Raw genomic sequence first — 20856 nt, 5'->3', positions numbered from 1 at the left:
CCCGACGCCTCAGCGCCCCGCCGTGACCGCCCGCTGGTACACCGCGACCATCGCGGCCGTCCGCGACGACTGGCGGAAGCGCTCCGCGACGGTGGGGTCGGGTACGACCGGCGAGCCGCTGGCGATATCGGTGGCCGCGCGGCGCAGCGCTGCGGCGAGGGCGGCGACCGTGGCATCTTCGACCACCCACGTGCCCGCACCCAGCTCGGCGGCGATGTCGGGATCGCTGACCACCGCGGGAGTACCCAGGGACGCAGCCTCGAAGACCGTCATCCCTTGGGTCTCGAACCCGATCGAGGTCTGGACAACGGCGTCGGCGTCGGCGATGCGCCGCAGGGTCTCGGCGTACGGCAACCGACCGGAGAAGACGACGGATGCCGCGGGCGCGCGGCGCTCGATCAGCCTCCGCGCCTCGCGCAGCTGACCGCCGCCGCCGATGATCTCGATCTCGGCGTCGATGCCCGCGTCCGCGACGGCCTCCAGGAACGGCAGCAGCCGCTTCTCGGGGCTCATGCGCCCGAGCCAGACGAACCGCGGACGGCCCGGCCGACGCACCGCAGGCCCCGCGGCGAGCGCGGCGTCGAGCACGTCGTCGTCGATGCCGTTCCAGATCACGTCGACGGCGTCGGCGACACCATGCCGCTCGAGTCGGCGAGCGAAGTGGCCGGAGGGGGCGGTGACGGCGCGCGACAGCGCGGCGAGGCGGCGGAGGTAGGCCCAGCCGTCGCCGCTCGACGCGGAGCACTGCTGCCTGGCCGCCTCCCGGGGCAGCGTCCGCCGCGCCCAGGCGTTCAGCACCCGCAGGACGAGACCGGGAAACGGCGCCGTCGCTTCGATGCCGACGTCGACGCGGTTGTGCATCGTGTGCACCACGGGCAGGCCGTGACGCACGGCATAGCGGTGTCCGATGAACGCGCCCCAGAAATCGGCCTGTACGTGCACGACGTCGACGGGCAGGCGCGCTCCCATCTCGGCATCGAGAAACCGGTCGGTGCGGGCGCCCGGCCAGGTGAGCGCATACTCGCGATCGGGCGTGATCGCGATCGACGGCAAGTCGAGGTACGCCGTGTCGTCGGGCGCGGGGCGGTGCATGCGGGGCGCCACGACCGTGACGATGTGGCCCGCTCGCTCGAGGAAGCGCTTCTGCAGCCGCATCGACACCTGCGCCCCACCCAGTGACTCGAGGTGCTGGTCGGCGAACATCGCGACGTGCACGCGGTTACTCCGGGAGGGGGCGACCGCGGTACAGAGCCTCGAACGTGTCGAGCGTGCGGGTGATGTCGTGCACGGCCACGGCGTCGAGCGACGCCTGCTGCATGCGGAGCCGCTCGTCGGCGGACGCGGTGAGCACGTCGGTCAGGCGCGCCGCGGCCTCGTCGGCGTCACCGGGGGTGAAGAGGTAACCGTTCTCTCCGTCGTGCACGAGGTGCGGGAGGGCGACGGCGTTGGCGGCGACGATGGGCAGACCGGATGCCATGGCCTCCATCGTGGCGATCGACTGCAACTCGGCGATCGAGGCGATCACGAACACGCTCGCGCGGGAGTACAGCGCGCGCAGGTCGTCCTCGGACGCGTGGCCGTGGAACGTGACGCGCTCCGCGACACCGAGCTGCTGCGCCAGCGCCTCGAGCTTCGCGCGCTGGTCGCCACCGCCGACGATGTCGAAGCTGACCTCGAGCGCCGGGTCGAGCTTGGCGAGGGCGGCGAGCACCACGTCGATGTGCTTCTCGGTCGTCAGACGCCCGACGAAGAGCAGGCGGTTGGCGTCGCGCGGCGTGAGATCGGGCGAGTAGTTCGACCGGTCGATCCCGCAGGAGATGGGGATGACGCCGCTGATGTCGATCGTCGACTCGAGGAAGTCGGCTGCCCTTCGCGTGGGGGTGGTGACGGCGCGCGTCATCGCGAAGGTGCGCGCGGCGTCGGCCCAGGCGAGCTTGACCAAGACGCGGTCGAGGGCGTCGGGCAACGTGGTGAAGTCGAGGATGTTCTCGGCCATCACGTGATTGGTGGCCACGACCGGGATGCCGCGCTTGCGCGCCTCGCGTGCGAGACCGCGGCCGATGACGATGTGGGACTGGATGTGCACCACGTCGGGCTTGACGTCGTCGAGCACGCGGCGGGCGTAGTGCTTCGACCTCCACGGCAGGACGAAGGTGAGCCAGTCGTGGGGAAGGAAACGGTAGGCGGGGAGGCGATGCATCGTCATCGGCTCCCCCTCGATGACCTCGGTTCCGGTGCCGGCGTTGCCGCGGCCGGCGCTGGGCGCGGAGACGTGCACGTCGTGACCGCGAGCGACGAGTCCGGCCGCGAGCCGCTCCGCGAAACGGGCTGCGCCGTTCACGTGCGGGGCGAAGGTGTCGGCGCCGATGAGGATGGTCAGCGGACGGTCGGGCGGGACGTCGGCTCCGGGAACCGGCTCGGGGACGGCATCCGCGTCGGACGAGTCGGCGGGCGTGGGATGGTCGGCGGGCGTCGCAGAAGTGGTCACGGGTGGTGAGGCCTATCTATGCGGCGGATCGGGTCGCACGGAAGGTGCATGCGCCCGACCACTGTACCGGAGGGGCGTTTTTCGCCCCGGGAGCCCTGCCCGTGCGCCGCCGCACCGCCGGGTCATGCGGCCGGCGGGCCGTGCGGCCGGTGGGCCATGCGGCCGGTGGGCCATGCGGCCGGTGGGCCATGCGGTCGGCGGGCCGTGCGGCCTCCGCGCCCTGCCGCCGGGTCGCCTCGCCTGCCGCGCGGTGTCAGCGCTGCTCGCCGGGCCGGGGGTCGGGTGAGGGTGCCCCGTGGGCGGGGTGGGGCGGGCCGTCGACGCCGGCCGGCGCCGTCACCTCGGGTGCCGCGGCAGCCAGAGCCGTGACCACCACGGCGTCGTCGACGGCGGGCGCCGGCCGCTGGGTCGTCGGCCCGCCGGTCGAGGCGGCGTCGACGCCGGCGTCGTCGAGGTCGGCGGCGGCCTGTTCGAACTGCGAACGATAGAGGCGGTGGTACGCACCCTCGGCGGCGATCAACTCGTCGTGCGTGCCCTGCTCGACGATGTCGCCGTGTTCCATGACGAGGATCAGATCGGCGTCGCGAATCGTGGACAGGCGGTGGGCGATCACGAACGACGTGCGTCCTTCGCGCAGCGCCGCCATCGCCTGCTGCAGCAACAGCTCGGTGCGGGTGTCGACCGACGACGTGGCCTCGTCGAGGATGAGCACCGACGGGCGGGCGACGAATGCCCGCGCGATCGTGATGAGCTGCTTCTCGCCGGCTGAGACGTTCGCGGCGTCTTCGTCGAGCACCGTCTCGTAGCCCTCGGGCAACGAATGCACGAACTGGTCGACGCGGGTGGCCACGGCGGCCTCGACGATCTCGTCGTCGGTGGCACTCTCGCGCCCGTAGCGGATGTTGTCGCGGATCGTGCCGGCGAACAACCACGGGTCTTGCAGCACCATGCCGGTACGCGAGCGCACATCGTCACGACGCATGTCGGCGATGTTCTGCCCATCGAGCAGGATGCGGCCGCCGTCGGGTTCGTAGAACCGCATGATGAGGTTGACCAGCGTGGTCTTGCCCGCTCCCGTCGGGCCGACGATCGCGACCGTCTGCCCCGGCTCGACGCGGAATGACAGGCCGCGGATGAGCGGGTGCTCGGGCGTGTACGAGAAGCGCACATGCTCGAACTCGATGACGCCGCGACCGTCGGCGGGGAGCGGGGCGTCGGGGGCGTCGGGCTCCTGCTCATCGGCGTCGAGCAGCGCGAACACGCGCTCGGCCGAGGCGGTGCCCGACTGCACGACAGCGGCCATGCCGCCCAGCTGTGACAGGGGCTGCGTGAACTGTTGCGCGTACTGGATGAAGGCTTGCACGTCGCCCAGGCGGAGGTGCCCGCCCGCGACCATGAGACCGCCCAGCACCGCGATACCGACGTAGGTGAGGTTCCCGATGAACATCATGCCGGGCATGATCATGCCCGAGAGGAACTGGGCCCGGAAGCTCGCCTGGAAGAGTTCTTCGTTCTCGACCTCGAACTGCTCGCGGGCGTCTTTCTCGCGGCCGTAGACCTTGACCAGCGCGTGGCCCGAGAACGACTCCTCGACACGCGCGTTGAGACGCCCGACCTTCTTCCACTGCTCGCCGAACGCCCTCTGCGACTGGGGCCCGATGACCCCGAAGATCACCGCCATGAGCGGGATCGACACGAGCGCGACCAACGCCAGCTGCCACGAGATGGTGAACATCATGATGAGCACGCCCACGACCGTGAGCACCGAGGTCAGCGCGCTCGAGAGCGACTGCTGCATGGTCTGCGTGATGTTGTCGATGTCGTTGGTGACGCGTGAGATGAGCTCGCCGCGCTGCACCTTGTCGAAGTACGACAGCGGCAGGCGGTTGATCTTCGCCTCGACGTCTTCGCGCAGACGCCACATTGTGCGCACCATGATCACGTTGATGACGTAGCCCTGGATCCATGACAGCAGCGACGATCCGACGTAGATCGCCAGCACGGTCACGATGATCACGCGGAGGGCGTCGAAGTCGACGCCCGCGCCCACCTGGAAGCCGTTCATCGCCGCGACGACGTTGGCCATGTCGCCCTGCCCGCCCGCGCGCAGCGCCTGGACCACCTCGGCCTGAGAGGTGCCGGCGGGGAACTGGGCGGCGAGTCCGCGTGAGACCAGCCCCTCGAACACGATGTTCGTCGCATCGCCGAGCACGCGCGGGGCGAGAACGGTCAGGACCACGCCGAGGGCGCCGAGGACGGAGACGAAAGCGAACGCCGCCGTGTGCGGTCGCAGCAGGCCGATCAGCCGGCGAAAACTCGGACCGAAAGCGGCGGCCTTGCCGGGCGCCACACTGTCCCAGTCCCCCGAGTTCAGCCGCGCCTGCTCGGCGAGTTCGAGCTCGGCGCGCTCTTCTTCGGTGAGGGCATCGGGGGTGCTCATGCCTGCACCCCGAGCTGCGAGGCGACGATCTCGCGGTAGGTGTCGCTGGTCTCGAGCAGTTCGTCGTGGGTGCCGAGACCGGCCATGCGTCCGTCTTCGAGCACCACGATGCGGTCGGCGTCGGTGATGGTGGACACCCGTTGCGCGACGACGATCTTGGTCACGTGGGGCAGCTCGCGCCACAACGCCTGACGAAGGCGGGCGTCGGTGGTGAGGTCGAGCGCCGAGAACGAGTCGTCGAACACCAGCACCGCCGGCCGGTGCACGATGGCGCGGGCGATCGCCAGGCGCTGGCGCTGCCCGCCCGAGACGTTCGTGCCGCCTTGCGCGATGCGCGCGCCCAGACCGCCCTCCATCTCTTCGACGAAGTCACGGCCCTGTGCGATCTCGAGCGCACGCCAGAGTTCGTCGTCGGTGGCGTCTTCGCGTCCGAAACGCAGGTTGGAAGCCACGGTGCCGCTGAAGAGGAAGGGGCGTTGCGGGACGAGTCCGATGCTCGTCCACAGCACATCGAGATCGGCCTCGCGTACGTCGACGCCGCCGATGCGCACCGCGCCGCCGGTGGCGTCGAACAGCCGGGGGATGAGCGAGACGAGCGTGGTCTTGCCGGCGCCGGTCGATCCGACAATGGCGACGGTCTCGCCGGGCCGGGCGGCGAAGCTGATCCCCGAGACCACGGGTGCTTCGGCGCCGGGGTACGCGAACGCGACATCGTCGAACTCGACAGCGCCGGGAGTGGGGAACGTGCTGACGGGGTGCGCCGGGCGCGCGAGAGCCGAGTGACTGTCGAGCACTTCGCCGATGCGTTCGGCCGAGACGGCTGCGCGCGGGATCATCACGGTCATGAAGCTGGCCATGAGCACGCCCATGAGGATCTGGGCGACGTACTGCATGAACGCGAAGAGCGTGCCGATCTGCACGTCGCCGGAGTCGACCTGGATACCGCCGAACCAGATCACCCCGACCACGGTGACGTTCAGCACGAGCATGGCCAGGGGGAACAAGAGCACGAAGAGGGAGCCGACCTTGCGCCCCACGACCATGATGTCGGTGTTGGCATCGCGGAAGCGCTCTTCTTCGATGCGCTCGCGCACGAAAGCGCGCACGACGCGCACCCCCGTGAGCTGCTCGCGCATCACGCGGTTCACGCCGTCGAGCTTGGACTGGTAGCTGCGGAACAGCGGCACCATGCGGGCGATGACGAGGGCCACGACGACCAACAGCGCGGGAACGGCGACACCGAGCAGCCAGCTCAGCCCGACGTCTTGCTGCAGCGCCATGACGATGCCGCCGATCGCCAGAAGCGGCGCGCTCACGAGCATGGTGGCGCCCATCATGGCCAGCATCTGCACCTGCTGCACGTCGTTGGTGTTGCGGGTGATGAGCGAGCCGGCACCGAACTGCGACAGCTCACGCTCGGAGAAGCCGCTGACCTTCTCGAAGACGTCGCGGCGGATGTCGCGGCCTGCCGCCATGGCTGCCCGGGCGGCGAAGTATGTCGCGATCACCGACGCGATGATCTGCCCGAGCGAGATCACCAGCATGAGCGAGCCCTGCGACCAGATGTACCCGGTGTCTCCGCGCGCGACGCCCTGGTCGATGATGTCGGCGTTGAGGCGTGGCAGGTAAAGGGATGCCATCGCCGCGGCGAACTGGAATATCAGCAGCGCCACGAGGAGCCAGCGATACCGCGACAGATATCTGATGAGGAGCTTCGCCAGCACGGGGACCTCCGGGGGTGTCGGTCGCGGTCTCCGTGACCGCGCAGTACAGCCTGACACCAAGCTCCGACACCGGCGAGCCGTCCCGCGCAATCGCGGTGACCGGACCGCCGTCACCGCAGCGCGGGATGTCAGACCACGCGGCGCCCGCCCTTCCACACGCCCGCCGTCAGCGGCATCCCGGGACGGTACGCCACGTGCGTCGCCGAGGGGGCGTCGAGCAGGTGCAGGTCGGCGCGGTGACCGACGGCGATCGAGCCGATCGCCCCCTCGCCCGTCGCGCGCCCGAGCGCGATCGCCCCGCCGCGGGTGGCCGCGCGCACCGCCTCGGCCACGCTCAGCCCCATCTGCAGCACGGCGGTGGCGACGCAGAACGGCATCGAGCTCGTGTACGAGGTGCCGGGGTTGCAGTTCGAGGCGATCGCGACCTCGACACCCGCGTCGAGCAGGCGCCGAGCGGGCGCGAGCGGCGCCCGAGTGGACAGGTCGCACGCGGGAAGAACCGTCGCGACGGTGGAGCCGCCCGCGAGCGCGTCGAGATCGGCATCCGAGACGAAGTTGCAGTGGTCGACGCTCGCCGCGCCCACCTCGACGGCGAGGCGGATGCCCTCGCCGTGGCCGAGCTGGTTGCCGTGCACGCGCAGCCCGAGCCCGGCCGCGCGGGAGGCGAGCAGCACCTCGCGCGACTGCTCGGGGGTGAACGCCCCGCGCTCGCAGAACACGTCGGCCCACGACACGAACGGGCGCACGGCGTCGAGCATGGGCCCGCACACCTCGCGCACGTAGTCGTCGGGGTCGACGCCGGCCGGCACGAGGTGGGCACCGAGGAAGGTCGCGTCATCGGCGCCGTCGGCGGCGATCCGGGCGCCGCGCTGCTCGCTCGGGGTGTCGAGGCCGTAACCGGTCTTCGTCTCGATCCAGGTCGTGCCCTGCGCGCGGGCCTCGCGCACGCGGGCGGCGACGAGCGCGGCGAGACGCTCGTCGGAGGCCGCACGGGTGGCATCCCGCGTCACCGCGATCCCGCCCGCGGCGTAGCTCTGCCCCGCCATGCGCGCCTCGAACTCGGCCGTGCGGTCGCCGTCGAAGACGAGGTGGGTGTGCGAGTCGACCCAGCCGGGCAGCAGCGCCCGGCCGGCGGCATCCACCCGCTCGTCAGCGGCGGGAGCGTCGGATGCCGCGCCGATCCAGGCGATGCGGTCGCCGTCGATCACGACGGCCGCGTCGCGCAGCACGCGCTGTTCGTCGTCGACGGTCATCAGCTCGCCGATACGGGTGATGAGGGTCGTGCTCACGCGAGCACCGCCTTTCCGAGCAGATCGCCGACGGGTCCGAGATCGGTGTGCGCGCCGCCGGTCGCGCGCTCGCGCCCCCCGATGATCACACGCGCGACGTCATGCGCGGTGGCGGTGAGCACGAGCTGGCCCGGGTCGCTGCCCGCGGTGCGGGCGCTGTTCTCGTCGACGACGAGGAAGTCGCAGGGCTCCCCCACCGCGATCCGCCCGACCGCACGCCCCACGGCCGACGCGCCGCCCCGGGTGAGCGCGGCGACGAGCTCGGCGGGCGAGAACCGCCCGCGACGCCCGGACGCCAGGCGCTCCCCGTGCTCAAGCGCGCGGGCCTCGAGCAGCGGGTCGACCACGGCGTGCTGATCGGTGCCGAGCGCGATCCGGGCTCCCGCGTCGGCCAGGCGGCGGGCGGGGCCGACGCCGTCGCCGAGGTCGGCCTCGGTGGTGGGACACATCACGATCGTCGCTGCCGCGGCCCCGAGTGCCGCGATGTCGTCGTCGGTGAGGTGGGTGGCGTGGACGGCCGAGAGCCGCTCCGAGACGAGCCCACTGCGCGCGAGGAGCGCGGTGGGCGTCAGCCCCGTTGCCTCGAGGCACGCGGCGTTCTCGGCGGGCTGCTCCGACAGATGCACGTGCAGCGGGATCGCCGGATCCAGCTCGGCGCCGATGCGTTCGAGGGCGTCCACGGGCACCGCGCGCACCGAGTGCACGGCCCCGCCGACCACGACCTCGGGGTGCTCGTCGGCGAAGACCTCGCGCAGCGCCGAGAGGCGAGCGAGCCAAGCTCCGGCATCCGCGTCGCCGAAGCGCCGCTGCGCGGGTTCGAGGGGCTGCCCGAAACCGCTGGAGAGGTAGCAGGTGTCGAGCAGGGTGAGCCGGATGCCGGCGGCCCGCGCCGCGCGCGCGAGCGCGCGCTCCATCGCGTGCGGCGGGTCGTAGGACTGGGCGTCGGGCGCGTGGTGGACGTAGTGGAACTCCGCGACCGCGGTCCACCCGGCGGCGACCATCTCGGCGTACACCGCCGTGGCGACGCGTTCGTACGACGCGGGGTCGAGGCGACCGGCCTCGCGGTACATCAGCTCGCGCCAGGTCCAGAAGCTGCCGCCGTCGCCGTGGGTGCGGCCGCGCAGCAGCCGGTGGAAAGCGTGCGAGTGGGCGTTGACCGCGCCCGGCAGCACGAGACCGTCGAGGCGGTGGTCGGTGGCATCCGGGATCGTTTCCGTCTCGACCGAGGCGATGAGACCCCCGGATGCCGTGACCCGCACGCCGTTCGCCACGGCGTCGCCGATCCACGCCCGCGGCGCCCAGAAGCGCGTCACGACAGCAGGTCCTGCAGGACGTCGGCGAGGGCGGCGGCCGAGGCGTCCGCATCGGCGTCGACGACGTGCTCCTCCGGCGAGTGCGAGATGCCCGAGGGGTTGCGGACGAACAGCATGCCGGTCGGGACGACGCTCGCGAGGATGCCCGCGTCGTGGCCGGCGCCGGTGCGCAGGTACGGGGCGTCGGCGAGGGCGGAGCCGATGCGCCGCGCGAGGGCGGGGTCGAAGCCGACGGTCGGGCTCCACGACTCCTCGACGAGCACGGCCTCGCAGCCCTGCGCTGCGGCGATGCCGCCGCACATGCGGTCGATGTCGGCGATCAGGCGCCGGGTGACGTCGTCGTCGGGATGACGCGCGTCGATCCAGAAGTCCACCGACGACGCGATGACGTTGGTGCCGCCGGGCACCGGCTCGAAGCGTCCGACGGTGGCGCGGGCGTCGTCGACGGCGCCGGCCAGCTCGGCGATGCGGCCCACCATGGCGGCGGCGGCGACCAGGGGGTCGCGGCGGTCGGCCATGAGCGTCGTGCCGGCGTGGTTGCCCTCGCCGCGCACCGTCACCTTGAAGCGGCCGTGGCCGAGGATCGACTCCGCGACGGCGAACGGGCGGTCGAGATCGATGAGGCCGCGCCCCTGCTCGACGTGCAGCTCCACGAAGACGCCGATGCGCGCGAGCGTCTCGGGGTCGGGGCCGATGCCGGCCGGGTCGATCCCGCCCGCGGCGAAGACGTCGGCGAGCGTGTCGCCCTCGCGGTCGGTGAGCCGACGCGCGGCGTCGGGCGAGAGCGCGCCCGTGAGCAGGCGCGAACCGAGGCACGCGACGCCGAAGCGCGAGCCCTCCTCCTCGGGGAACACCGCGATCGCGAGAGGCTTCGCGGGTGCGAACCCGCGCTCGCGCAACACGTCGACCGCGGCGAGCGCGGCCGCAACGCCGAGCGGCCCGTCGAACGCTCCGCCGCCGGGCACCGAGTCGAGGTGGCTGCCGGTGACCACGGCATCCGGTCCGGGCGTTCCCCACCAGGCCCACAGGATGCCGTTGGGGTCGATCTCGACGTCGAGTCCGCGCGCCTCGGCCTCGCCGACGAACCACGCGCGCAGGTCGCGCTCGGCGGTCGAGAAGACCGGGCGGGCGTAGCCGCCGCTGCGGGGCTCTCGACCGATGCCGGAGATCGCGCCGAGCAGGGAGGTGACGGCGGTCATGTCAGCGTCCTTCGAAGGTGGGGGTCTCGCGGGCGCGGAAGGCGCGCATGCCCTCGGCGCGATCGTGGCTCGCGGCGATCAGCGCCGAGAGGGCGCGCTCGTGCGCGACGGCCGCGCCGAGCGGCATCTCGAAACCGGCGAGCACCGCGCTCTTGATCATCGCGGCGGCCACGGGAGCGCCCTGGGCGATCTCGGCGGCGGCGGCGTGCGCGGTCTCCTCGACCTCGGCCGAGGCGACGACCCGGCTCGCGATGCCGAGCCGGGCGGCTTCGGCGCCGTCGATACGGCGGGCGGTGAGCAGCAGGTCGAGGGCGACCGCCTTGCCGACCGCGCGCAGCAGCCGCTGCGTGCCGCCCGCGCCGGGAAGGATGCCGAGGCGCACCTCGGGAAAGCCCAGCACCGCGTCGTCAGCGATCACGACGACGTCGCACGCGAGGGCGAGCTCGAGCCCGCCGCCGAGGGCGTACCCGCGCACGGCGGCGACGAGGGGCGTGCGGATCGCGGCGACGGCGTCCCAGTGCTCGCTGAACCCGCTGCGGTACAGCTCCACGGCCCCGGCCGAGCCGAGGTCGCCGAGGTCGGCTCCGGCGGCGAAGGCGCGCTCGTCGCCCGCGATCACGATCGCGCGCACGGAGGCGTCGTCGTCGAGGCGGCGGAGGGCGGCGACCAGGGCACCGAGTGTCTCGGCATCGAGCGCGTTGCGCTTGTGAGCGCGGTCGATCGTGAGCGTCGCGACGGTGCCGTCGATGCGCTCGCGCACGCCGCTCATCGCTTCTGCTCCGTGACGAGGCGCACGAGATCGTCGCGGTCGGCGCGGGCCCGGTCGGCGTCGGCCGGCGACCAGGGGTAAAAGCCCCGACCGCTCTTCGCGCCGAGATGGCCCCCGGCCACGAGATCGGCGACGGTGCGGGGCACCCCGCCCCGCGGCATCCAGGTCGGACATCACGATGGCGGAGACCTTCTTGACCACGTCGAGGCCGGCGAGGTCCATCAGGCCGAGCGGACCCAGCGACGACCAGCGCGGGGCCAGGGTCGTGGACACGGCGCGGTCGACGTCGGCGACGGTGGCGATCCCGCCCTCGACGAGCGCGATGGCCTCGCGCAGGAGCGCGTACTGCAGGCGGTTGACGACGAAGCCCGGCACGTCGCGGTCGACGACGATGCTCTCGCGGCCGATCTCGGCGCAGAGCCGCTGCGCGGTCGCGACCGCGGCGTCGGAGGTGCGCTCGCCCCGCACGATCTCGATGAGCGGCATGACCGTGGGCGGGTTGAACCAGTGCAGACCGATGAGCCGCGTCGGGTCGGCGAGCGCCTCGGCGATCTCGGTGATGCGCACGCTGGAGGTGTTGGTGGTCAGCACCGCGTCGTCCGCCACGAGCGGCTCGATCCGCGCGAAGATCTCGCGCTTGAGGGCGAGGTCTTCGGCCACGCTCTCGATGACGAGCGCCGCGCCGCGCGCCGCCTCATCGAGGTCGGTGGTGGTCGTGAGGCGCTCGCCCGCGTCGGCGTCGTGCGCCACGACCAGCTCACGCGCCGCTTCGAGGGTCGAGGCCGTGCGCGAGTACAGCCGCACGTCGTGACCGTGCGCGGCGAGCACGGCGGCGATTCCGGCGCCCATCGTGCCGGCGCCGAGGACGGCGACCGGACCGCGGCTCACGCGACCACCCCCGCCGCGCGCAGACGCGCGATCTCGTCGTCGTCGAGTCCGAGGTCGTCGGTGAGGACGTCGTCGGTGTGCTGGCCGAGGGTCGGCGCGGGCGCCTGGGCGGCGGCATCCGTCCCGCTGAAGCGCACCGGCTGCGGCACGAGCGGCACCGAACCGGCGACGGGGTGCTCGACGGTGCGCACGAGGCCGCGGGCGCGGGCGTGACCGCTGTCGGCGAGCTGGGCGACGTCCCAGATGGGGGCCGCGGGAACGCCCGCCGTCTCGAGGTCGGCGACCGCCTGCTCCACCGTGCGGGTCGTGGTCCACGCCTCGATCTGGGCGCGCAGGTCATCCTGGTGAGCCAAGCGAGCGGGGTCGGTCGCGAAGCGCGGGTCGTCGAGCAGGTCGGCGCGACCGAGGGCGGTGGCCAGGCGCACGAAGAGCGCATCGTTCGCGACGGCGATGACGAGGTGCCCGTCGCCGCAGGCGTAGGCGTCCATCGGGGCGCTGATCGGGTGGGCGTTTCCGAGACGCGTGGGAGCCGGGGCCCCCGCGAGCACCTGCGACAGCGCCACCATCTGCAGCGAGAACATCGCGTCGAGCATCGCCACGTCGACGTGCTGGCCGACGCCGGTCTGCGCGCGCTGCAGCAGGGCGGCGAGCGCGCCGAACGCGCCGTACATCCCGGCGACCACGTCGCCCACGGCGTCGCCGACACGCGTCGGCGGGCCGTCGGCCCACCCGGTGGCCGACATGATGCCGCCCATCGCCTGCACGACGTGGTCGTAGGCGGGGCGGTGCGACAGCGGGCCCGTCTGCCCGAAGCCCGAGATGCTGACGTAGACCAGCCGCGGATTGATCTCGCGGACGCTCTGCCAGTCGATGCCGAGACGGGCGGTGACGCCGGGGCGGAAGTTCTCGACCAGCACATCGGCGTCGGCGATCAGGCGGTGCAGCAGCGCACGCCCCTCGTCGGACTTCAGGTCGAGGGCCATCGAGCGCTTGCCGCGGTTCACCAGCATGAAGTAGCTGCTCTCGCCGCCGATGTGCGGGGTGAAGTGGCGGGAGTCATCGCCGCGGCCGGGCACCTCGATCTTCGTGACGGTCGCGCCGAGGTCGGCGAGCATCGACGCGCAGAGGGGACCCGCGAGGACGCGGGAGAGGTCGAGAACGCGGACGCCGTCGAGCGGGCGGGGGGCGCCTGTCGGGGGCGGGGTGTCAGTCGACACGGGGGGCTCCTTCGTGGGCGGTGGTGACGTCAGCGACGACCCGGCTCAACGTGCCGTCGGCGACGAGGGTCGTCACCGCATCGATGTCGGGGGCCATGATCCGATCGGTGTCGCGCGGAGCGACGCGTTCGCGGATCGCGGCGTGGGCGCGACCGGTTCCCGCGCCCGCCGCGAGCGGCGCGTGGAACTCCAGCGCTTCGGCAGCGCACAGCAGCTCGATCGCGACGATGCGTTCGGCATTCACGACGGCCTGTCGCGCCTGGATCGCCGCGGTCGTGCCCATGCTGACGTGGTCCTCCTGCCCGGCGCACGTCGGCACGGTGTGCACCGACGCCGGGGCGGCGAGCGCGCGATTCTCGCCGGCGAGCGCGGCCGAGACGTACGGCGGGATCATGAAGCCCGACATGCCGGGGGCACCGGATGCCAGGAACGCGGGCAGTCCGCTGAGGGCGGCGTGCGTGAGGCGGTCGGCGCGGGCCTGCGACATCGTGCTGACCTCGGCGACGGCGATCGCGAGGGTGTCCAGCGCCAGCGCGACCGGGGCGCGCCGTGGCCGTTGCCGCCGGGAAGGGCGATGAGCTCGTCGTCCTCGACGATGAACACCGGGTTGTCGGTGACGGCGTCGATCTCGGTCTGCACCACCGACTCGACGTAGGCGAGCGCGTCGCGCACCGAGCCGTGCACCTGCGGGATGCAGCGCAGGCTCAGCGCGTCCTGAAGACGGTGGTCGCGGTGCGCGGCGAGGATCTCGCTGTGCTCGAGCAGGGCGTTCAGGCGCCGCGCGGTCTCGATCTGCCCGGGGTGCGGGCGCAGGGCCTGCAGGCGCGGGTCGTAGCCGCGAGTGTTGCCGCGCAGGGCCTCGAGCGACATGGCACCCGCGAGGTCGGCCACGTCGACCAAGGCGCGGGCACCGGCCACGGCGAGGGCGCCGATGCCGGTGATCTCGTACGTGCCACTGATCATCGCGTGCCCCTCGCGGGACGCTGGGACGAGCGGTGCGATGCCGGCGCGCTCGAGGGCCGCGGCGGCGGGCAGCCGCTCCCCCGCGAACCACGCCTCGCCCTCGCCGAAGGCGACGAGTCCGATGTGTGCGGTGGCCGTGAGATAGCCGACCGACCCCTGCGAGGGCGCCACGGGCGTCACCCCGCGATTCAGCATCTCGACGAGGGTCGTCACGAGCACGGGACGGATGCCGCTGTGCCCGCGCGAGAGCGCCCGCACGATGGCCGCGACGATGGCGCGCGTCGCCGGCTCGTCGTGCGGGGTGCCGACACCGCTCGCGTGGCTGCGCAGCATCCCGAGCTGCACCTCCGCGACGTCGGGCTGGACGCCCGCGACCTTGTACAGGTCGCCGACGCCCGTGGTGAGGCCGTAGATCTGCTGCCCCGAGGCGGCGAGACCGGCCAGGAGGAGGTTCGTCCGCTCCACCGCGGCGAGCGCTTCGGGTGCGACTCGCAGGGGTGCGCCGTGGGCGACGGCGACGAGTTCGTCGATGCGGGTCGACCCGAGGCCGAAGACCACCTCCTCCTGGCTCATCTCAGGCCTCGACCTTCTCGGCGTCCAGCATCGGCACGCGCACACCGCGCTCGCGGGCGACCTCGACGGCGCGGTCGTATCCGGCATCCACGTGACGGATGACGCCCATGCCGGGGTCGTTCGTGAGCAGGCGCTGGAGCTTCTCGGCGGCGAGCGGCGTACCGTCGGCGACCGAGACCTGCCCGGCGTGGATGGAGCGACCGATGCCGACGCCGCCGCCGTGGTGCAGCGAGACCCAGGTCGCACCCGAGGCGGTGTTGATCAGTGCATTGAGGATGGGCCAGTCGGCGATGGCATCCGATCCGTCCGCCATGGCCTCGGTCTCGCGGTACGGCGAGGCCACGGAGCCCGAGTCGAGGTGATCGCGGCCGATCACGATGGGAGCGGAGATCTTGCCCTCGGCGACGAGCTCGTTGAAACGGACCGCGGCCTTGGCCCGATCGCCGTAGCCGAGCCAGCAGATGCGGGCGGGCAGGCCCTCGAACTCGACGTGCTCTTGCGCGGCGGTGATCCAGCGCTTGAGACCCTCGTTCTCGGGGAAGAGCTCGAGGATCGCCTGGTCGGTCACGGCGATGTCGGCCGGGTCGCCCGACAGCGCGACCCAGCGGAACGGGCCGAGGCCCTCGCAGAAGAGCGGCCGGATGTAGGCCGGCACGAAGCCGGGGAAGGCGAACGCGTCGGCGTAGCCGCCCTGGCGTGCCTCGTCGCGGATCGAGTTGCCGTAGTCGAAGACCTCGGCACCTCGCTTCTGGAACTCCACCATCGCCTCGACGTGGCGGGCCATCGACTCGCGCGAGCGCACGGTGAAGCCCTCGGGGTCGCGGGCCGACTCGGTGCGCCAGTCCTCGAACGCGATGCCCGCGGGCAGGTACGCGAGCGGGTCGTGCGCCGAGGTCTGGTCGGTGACGATGTCGACGGGCACCTCGCGGCGCAGCAGTTCGGGCAGCACCTCGGCGCTGTTGCCGACGAGACCGACCGACAGGGCGCGCCCCTCGGCCTTAGCTGCGAGCACGCGCTCGAGGGCGTCGTCGAGGTCGGTGGTGACCTCGTCGAGGTAACGCTTGCCCTGGCGGCGGCGCAGGCGCGTCTCATCGACGTCGACGATGAGTACGACGCCGCCGTTCAGGGTGACCGACAGCGGCTGGGCTCCGCCCATACCGCCGCAGCCGCCGGTGACGGTGAGGGTTCCGGCGAGGGTGCCGCCGAAGCGCTTGCGGGCGACAGCCGCGAACGTCTCATAGGTGCCCTGCAGGATGCCCTGCGTGCCGATGTAGATCCACGATCCGGCCGTCATCTGGCCGTACATCATGAGCCCCTCGGCCTCGAGGCGGCGGAACTCGGGCCACGTGGCCCAGTCGCCGACGAGGTTGGAGTTGGCCAGAAGCACGCGCGGTGCCCACACGTTCGTGCGGAACACCCCCACGGGCTTGCCCGACTGCACCAGCAGCGTCTCATCGTCGTCGAGGTCGGCGAGGGTCGCGACGATCGCGTCGTAACTCGCCCAGTTGCGGGCGGCCTTTCCCGTGCCGCCGTAGACGATGAGGTCTTCGGGCCGTTCCGCGACCTCGGGGTCGAGGTTGTTCATGAGCATCCGCAGCGGGGCCTCGGTCTGCCAGCTCTTGGCTGTCAGCGTCGTCCCTCGCGGCGCGCGCACCGCGCGGCTTCCGGTCATTTCGGTGTCTCTTTCTGTGTGGAACGAAGGGGGCTCAGCCGAGGTCGTGGGCCGAGATCCACGCGGCCGCGACGTCGTCGAGGCTCTGCTGGTCGTCGAGCTTCGCGTTCATCTCGATCAGGTCGGCCGTCGTGAGCGCGGCCGAGACCTTGTCGAGCACCTCGGCGACCTTCTCGGTCTTCTTGTCGGCGGCCAGGATCGGCACGATGTTCTGCGCCGGGAAGAGGTTGAGGTTGTCTTCGAGCGCGACGAAGTCCTTCATCGCGGGCGACGTGGAGTACATGTCGGCGGCCTGGATCTGGCCGTTCGCCAGGGCCGCGATGGTGAGCGGGCCGCCCACGTCGAGCGCCTTGAACTCCTTGAACGTCAGGCCGTAGACCTCCTGCAGACCCTGGACGCCCTCGTGACGGGTCGGCCACTCCGGCGGGCCGCCGAGGACCATCTCGGCCGCGTAGGGCTTGAGGTCTTCGATCGTCTTCAGGTTGTACTTCGCGGCAGTGTCCTTGCTGACCGCGAGCACGTCGGAGTCCTGTGCCTCCGACGGCGTCAGCATGGTGATGCCCTCGGGCAGCGCCTTCTCGAGCGCCGCGGCGACATCGGTCGAGCTCGAGACGCCCGCGTCGCCCTTCGTGAGGTAGCTCAGGGTCGCACCCGTGTACTCGGGGAGCATGTTGATCGAGCCGTCGAGCAGCGCGGGCATGTACACCTCGCGGCTGCCGATGTTCAGGCGCGTGGTCGCCTCGACGCCGGCGGCGGTGAGCGCCTGCGCGTAGATGGTGGCGAGCAGCTGGCTCTCGGGGAAGTCGGCCGAGCCGATGACGATGCTGTCGGCGGGGGCGGATTCGCCACCGCCGGCTGCGAGCGGGTCACCGCCCGAGGAGCAGGCGGAGAGGGTGAGGGCGGCGACGGTCGCGAGGGCGGCCGCCGCGGCGAGGCGGGTGCGGATCATGAGGGGTCCTTTCGGCATGCAGAGCACGAAGTGGGGCAGAGGTGGTGCGGGTCGGGTGGTGCTGTCGGACGGGAACGAGATCAGGAGGCCGGCACGGCCGCGCGGCGGACCCGCAACGGGATGCGCGAGGTACGGCGGTCGAGGCCGGGAGAGACGAAGACGCGGGAGGCGAGCGCGAGGAGCAGGTCGACGACGAGCGCGAGGATGGCCACGAGCAGCGCGCCGACGAGCATCTTGTCGTAGTCGTTCTGCGCGCGGCCGTCGATGATGAGGCGCCCGAGACCCCCGAGCGAGACGTACGCGGCGATCGTCGCCGTCGAGATGACCTGCAGGGTCGCGCCGCGGAAGCCCGAGATGATCAGCGGCAGCGCGCACGGTACCTGCACCGAGAACAGCACCTTCAGCGGCCGGTAGCCCATGCCGACCGCGGCGTCGACGGCGGCGGCATCCACCGCACGGATCCCGGCGTACGTGTTCGTCATGATGGGCGGGATCGCCAGCAGCACGAGCACGATGATGCTCGGGATCACGAAGGCCAGGTCGGAGGCGATGAGCGGTGCCACGATCATGACGAGCAGCACGATCAGTCCGAGGGTCGGCAACGCGCGCAGGGCGTTCGCGAATCCCGCGATCACGACGACGCCACGACCGGTGTGACCGACGTACAGGCCGGCCGGAACCCCGATCACCCCCGCGATGAGCAGGGCGACGGCGGTGTAGACGAGGTGCTGACCGACGAGGACCGGGATGCCGCCGGAGCCGGCCCAGTTGTTCGGGTCGAGCAGGTAGGCGATCACGCGTGCGCTCCTCTCGGGGTCCACGGGGTCATGAGACGCGCCAGCAGCAGCACGAGGGCGTCGAGCACGAGGGCGAGCACGAGGCACAGGACGATGCCGACGATGATCGGGGTCAGGAAGCGCAGCTGCGCCCCCTGGGTGAACAGCAGCCCCAGTTGCGGGGTGCCGATGAGGGCGGCGATCGAGACGACGCTGACGTTGGAGACCACCGCGACGCGCAGCCCCGCGGCGATGACGGGGACGGCCACCGGCAGCTCGACGGACAGCAGGCGGTGCAGCGGCCGGTAGCCCATGGCATCCGCCGCCTGCAGGGTCTCGGGGGCGACGGAGTCGAGGCCGTCCGAGACCGTGCGCACGAGCAGGGCCAGGGTGTAGACGGTCAGGGCGACGATGACGTTCAGGGGGTCGAGGATGCGGGTTCCCAGCACCGAGGGCAGCAGCACGAACAGCGCGAGCGAGGGCACCGTGTACAGCAGCCCGGTGATGCTCAGCAGGCCGGTCTTGAACACGCCGCTGCGCTGCGCGGCCCAGCCGAGCGGCAGGGCGAGGAGCAGTCCCACCACGACAGGGATGACCGACAGCGCGATGTGCGAGCCGAGCAGGCCGAGGATCGTGTCGCTCTCGCGCAGCACCCACTCGAGGTTCATGCCGCCGCTCCCGCGTCGAGCTCGGGGATCGCGGCGACGACGGCTGCGGCCGTGACGGACCCCGCCACCGCGCCGTCGTCGTCGACGATCACGCCGCGACGACTCGGGGCGCTCAGCGCCGCATCGAGCACCTGCCGCAGGGTGCCGCCGCGGGGGGCGACGGTTCCGGCGAGGTTGAGATCGGATGCCACGACAGCCGCGCCGACATGCCGGGTCTCGACCCATCCGAGCGGGCGGCGCTCGGCATCCACGACGAGAAGCCAGTCATCGTCGGTGACGGCACGAGCCTCCGCCGCCGACGCACCGAGGGTGACGACGGGCTCAGCGGTGAGCGGGAGGTCGGAGACCGAGCGGAAGCCGAGCGAGCGGTAGCCGCGGTCGCGACCGACGAAGTCGGCGACGAAGGCATCGGCGGGGCTCGTCAGCAGTTCCTCGGGCGTGGCGAGCTGGGCGAGACGACCGCCCGTACGCATGACCGCGACGTAGTCGCCGAGTTTCAGCGCCTCGTCGATGTCGTGGGTGACCATGACGATGGTCTTGCCCTCTTCGCGCTGGATACGCAGGAACTCCTCCTGCAGCTGCGCGCGCACGACGGGGTCGACGGCGCTGAAGGGCTCGTCCATGAGCATGAACGCCGGATCGGCGGCAAGCGCCCGGGCGACCCCCACGCGCTGCTGCTGGCCGCCCGACAGCTGCCAGGGATACCGAGAGGCGAACGAGGTCGGTAGCCCGACCCGCTCCATCAGCTCGAGCGCCCGGCTGCGGGCGACCTTGGCCGAGACACCCGCCAGGCGAGCGGTGCTCGCGACGTTGTCGACGATCGTGCGATGCGGGAACAGACCCGCGTGCTGGATGACGTAGCCGATGCGTCGACGGACGGCGGCGACGTCCATGCGCGCCGTCGACTCGCCGTCGAGCAGGATGTCGCCCGAGGTCGGCCGGATGAGGCGGTTGACCATGCGCAACGACGTGGTCTTGCCGCATCCCGAGGGACCCACGAGGATCGTGAGCTTGCCGGTGGGGGCGACCAGGTTCAGGTCGTCGACCGCGACGGCGTCGCCGTAGCGCTTGGTGACGTTCTGGAAGGTGATCATCGCGAGCGCTCCTCGGTGGCGGCGGGCAGTTCGGGGTGCGCCAGGATCGAGCGGCTCTCGGCGACGAGCAGGCGCCCGATCGACGCGTTCTTCACGTCGGTCGTGCGGTAGCTCGGCACGACGACCGAGAGGGATGCCACGACCCGCCCGCCCACGACGATCGGGGCGGCGATGGCGGTGACGTCGTCTTCGACGCCCTGCATGACGACGACGTAACCGGCCTCGCCGGTGCCACCCTCGAGGACTGCACCGGCCGCCGATCCGTGCAGGGGGATGCTGCGTCCGACCCAGCTCGCGTGGCGGATCGAGTGGGTGCCCTCGACGATCGCGATGTACAGCGCGGTGGCCCCGGCGCCGCGCACCGCGAGGTAGCAGGATTCGCCCGTCTCGGCGACGACGCGGGCGAGCGCCGGCTCGGCGAGGGAGACGAGGGAGTCGTTCGACAGGGCGAGGGCGCCGAGCTGCACGATGCGGGCGCCGGCGGCGTAGCGACCGTCGGCCACACGGCGGACGAACTCCTGCGCCTCGAGTGTGCGCAGCAGGCGCAGCGCCGTGCTCGCCGACAGGTCGGCCGCGCGGGCCGCGTCGGCCAGGGTGATCGGTCCGGAATCGCAGACGGCGCCCAGCAGTGACAGCGCCCGGTCCACGGTGCGGGTGGGTGTTTCGGCCATGCGTCCTCCCTTCGTTGCGAGTGACGTTATGCGGCCGCTGTTACGCGGCCCGGCGAGCCATGTTTCCAGTGAGTAAAACGTGATTGCCACAGAATGGCAACACTTGAAGGGGTACGGTGCCGGTATGGCCACCGTGATCCGCCGTTTCGCCGACACGACCGCA

17 protein-coding genes are annotated in these 20856 nt (G+C 71.9%); all 17 read right to left on the bottom strand.

The features are described 5' to 3' along the window. Nucleotides 1–9 precede the first annotated feature (9 nt). Nucleotides 10–1215 (bottom strand): glycosyltransferase, encoded by a 1206-nt coding sequence (locus QE412_RS13645; protein ID WP_307484771.1) that lies wholly within the window; start codon nt 1213–1215, stop codon nt 10–12. Nucleotides 1216–1219: 4 nt separating this feature from the next. Then, a complete protein-coding gene (locus QE412_RS13640) occupies nt 1220–2488 on the bottom strand; it encodes a glycosyltransferase (RefSeq protein WP_373426551.1) in 1269 nt (422 codons plus the stop codon). A 253-nt stretch (nt 2489–2741) separates the two neighbouring features. Further along, a complete protein-coding gene (locus tag QE412_RS13635; RefSeq protein WP_307484768.1) occupies nt 2742–4928 on the bottom strand; it encodes an ABC transporter ATP-binding protein in 2187 nt (728 codons plus the stop codon). Beyond that, the gene (locus tag QE412_RS13630) at nt 4925–6652 is read right to left on the bottom strand and encodes an ABC transporter ATP-binding protein (RefSeq protein ID WP_307484765.1); all 1728 of its coding nucleotides are present in this window, start codon (nt 6650–6652) and stop codon (nt 4925–4927) included. Before QE412_RS13630 ends, QE412_RS13635 begins: the two co-directional genes overlap by 4 nt. 128 nt (nt 6653–6780) lie before the next feature. After that, nucleotides 6781–7905 (bottom strand): imidazolonepropionase, encoded by a 1125-nt coding sequence (hutI, locus tag QE412_RS13625; protein ID WP_307487212.1) that lies wholly within the window; start codon nt 7903–7905, stop codon nt 6781–6783. 32 nt (nt 7906–7937) lie between these two features. Continuing rightward, nucleotides 7938–9254 (bottom strand): formimidoylglutamate deiminase, encoded by a 1317-nt coding sequence (locus tag QE412_RS13620; RefSeq protein WP_307484762.1) that lies wholly within the window; start codon nt 9252–9254, stop codon nt 7938–7940. Then, complete coding sequence (locus QE412_RS13615) at nt 9251–10453, bottom strand: allantoate amidohydrolase (protein ID WP_307484759.1); 1203 nt, start codon at nt 10451–10453, stop codon at nt 9251–9253. Before QE412_RS13615 ends, QE412_RS13620 begins: the two co-directional genes overlap by 4 nt. A gap of 1 nt (nt 10454) precedes the next feature. Next, a complete protein-coding gene (locus QE412_RS13610) occupies nt 10455–12110 on the bottom strand; it encodes an enoyl-CoA hydratase-related protein (protein WP_307484757.1) in 1656 nt (551 codons plus the stop codon). Beyond that, complete coding sequence (locus QE412_RS13605) at nt 12107–13327, bottom strand: CaiB/BaiF CoA transferase family protein (RefSeq protein WP_307484754.1); 1221 nt, start codon at nt 13325–13327, stop codon at nt 12107–12109. The genes QE412_RS13610 and QE412_RS13605 overlap by 4 nt, the downstream gene beginning before the upstream one ends. After that, nucleotides 13317–13814, bottom strand: coding sequence for an aromatic amino acid lyase (locus tag QE412_RS13600; RefSeq protein WP_307484751.1), 498 nt, complete (start codon nt 13812–13814; stop codon nt 13317–13319). The genes QE412_RS13605 and QE412_RS13600 overlap by 11 nt, the downstream gene beginning before the upstream one ends. After that, nucleotides 13718–14863, bottom strand: a complete 1146-nt coding sequence (locus QE412_RS13595) for an HAL/PAL/TAL family ammonia-lyase (RefSeq protein ID WP_307484748.1) — start codon at nt 14861–14863, stop codon at nt 13718–13720. The genes QE412_RS13600 and QE412_RS13595 overlap by 97 nt, the downstream gene beginning before the upstream one ends. 1 nt (nt 14864) lies before the next feature. Continuing rightward, complete coding sequence (gene hutU, locus QE412_RS13590) at nt 14865–16535, bottom strand: urocanate hydratase (RefSeq protein WP_307484746.1); 1671 nt, start codon at nt 16533–16535, stop codon at nt 14865–14867. A gap of 34 nt (nt 16536–16569) precedes the next feature. Next, the gene (locus tag QE412_RS13585) at nt 16570–17484 is read right to left on the bottom strand and encodes an ABC transporter substrate-binding protein (protein WP_307484743.1); all 915 of its coding nucleotides are present in this window, start codon (nt 17482–17484) and stop codon (nt 16570–16572) included. Between the two features lie 80 nt (nt 17485–17564). Then, on the bottom strand, nt 17565–18281 hold the full coding sequence (locus QE412_RS13580; protein ID WP_307484741.1) for an ABC transporter permease: 717 nt from the start codon (nt 18279–18281) through the stop codon (nt 17565–17567). Further along, nucleotides 18278–18928, bottom strand: a complete 651-nt coding sequence (locus QE412_RS13575; protein WP_307484736.1) for an ABC transporter permease — start codon at nt 18926–18928, stop codon at nt 18278–18280. The genes QE412_RS13580 and QE412_RS13575 overlap by 4 nt, the downstream gene beginning before the upstream one ends. Further along, entirely contained in the window at nt 18925–20022 is a 1098-nt protein-coding gene (locus QE412_RS13570; protein ID WP_307484734.1) for an ABC transporter ATP-binding protein, read from the bottom strand. The genes QE412_RS13575 and QE412_RS13570 overlap by 4 nt, the downstream gene beginning before the upstream one ends. After that, entirely contained in the window at nt 20019–20693 is a 675-nt protein-coding gene (locus tag QE412_RS13565) for an IclR family transcriptional regulator (protein WP_307484731.1), read from the bottom strand. Before QE412_RS13565 ends, QE412_RS13570 begins: the two co-directional genes overlap by 4 nt. Nucleotides 20694–20856 lie beyond the last annotated feature (163 nt).

The sequence above is a fragment of the Microbacterium trichothecenolyticum genome (genome assembly GCF_030818955.1).
GTDB classification, from domain to species: Bacteria; Actinomycetota; Actinomycetes; order Actinomycetales; family Microbacteriaceae; genus Microbacterium; species Microbacterium trichothecenolyticum_B.
Note: the sequence above shows the minus strand (reverse complement) of the source record. Positions and strands in the feature narration are given on the sequence as shown.

What these genes read in the sequence shown, in the direction of transcription:
- QE412_RS13635 (WP_307484768.1), bottom strand. Translation starts at nt 4,928, where the DNA reads ATGAGCACCCCCGATGCCCTCACCGAAGAAGAGCGCGCCGAGCTCGAA.
- hutI (WP_307487212.1), bottom strand. Translation starts at nt 7,905, where the DNA reads ATGACCGTCGACGACGAACAGCGCGTGCTGCGCGACGCGGCCGTCGTG.
- QE412_RS13615 (WP_307484759.1), bottom strand. Translation starts at nt 10,453, where the DNA reads ATGACCGCCGTCACCTCCCTGCTCGGCGCGATCTCCGGCATCGGTCGA.
- QE412_RS13600 (WP_307484751.1), bottom strand. Translation starts at nt 13,814, where the DNA reads ATGTCGCAGGCCCGCGCCGACCGCCTCACGCACGCCGCCCTCAGCGGA.
- QE412_RS13595 (WP_307484748.1), bottom strand. Translation starts at nt 14,863, where the DNA reads ATGAGCCAGGAGGAGGTGGTCTTCGGCCTCGGGTCGACCCGCATCGAC.
- hutU (WP_307484746.1), bottom strand. Translation starts at nt 16,535, where the DNA reads ATGACCGGAAGCCGCGCGGTGCGCGCGCCGCGAGGGACGACGCTGACA.
- QE412_RS13585 (WP_307484743.1), bottom strand. Translation starts at nt 17,484, where the DNA reads ATGATCCGCACCCGCCTCGCCGCGGCGGCCGCCCTCGCGACCGTCGCC.
- QE412_RS13575 (WP_307484736.1), bottom strand. Translation starts at nt 18,928, where the DNA reads ATGAACCTCGAGTGGGTGCTGCGCGAGAGCGACACGATCCTCGGCCTG.
- QE412_RS13570 (WP_307484734.1), bottom strand. Translation starts at nt 20,022, where the DNA reads ATGATCACCTTCCAGAACGTCACCAAGCGCTACGGCGACGCCGTCGCG.
- QE412_RS13565 (WP_307484731.1), bottom strand. Translation starts at nt 20,693, where the DNA reads ATGGCCGAAACACCCACCCGCACCGTGGACCGGGCGCTGTCACTGCTG.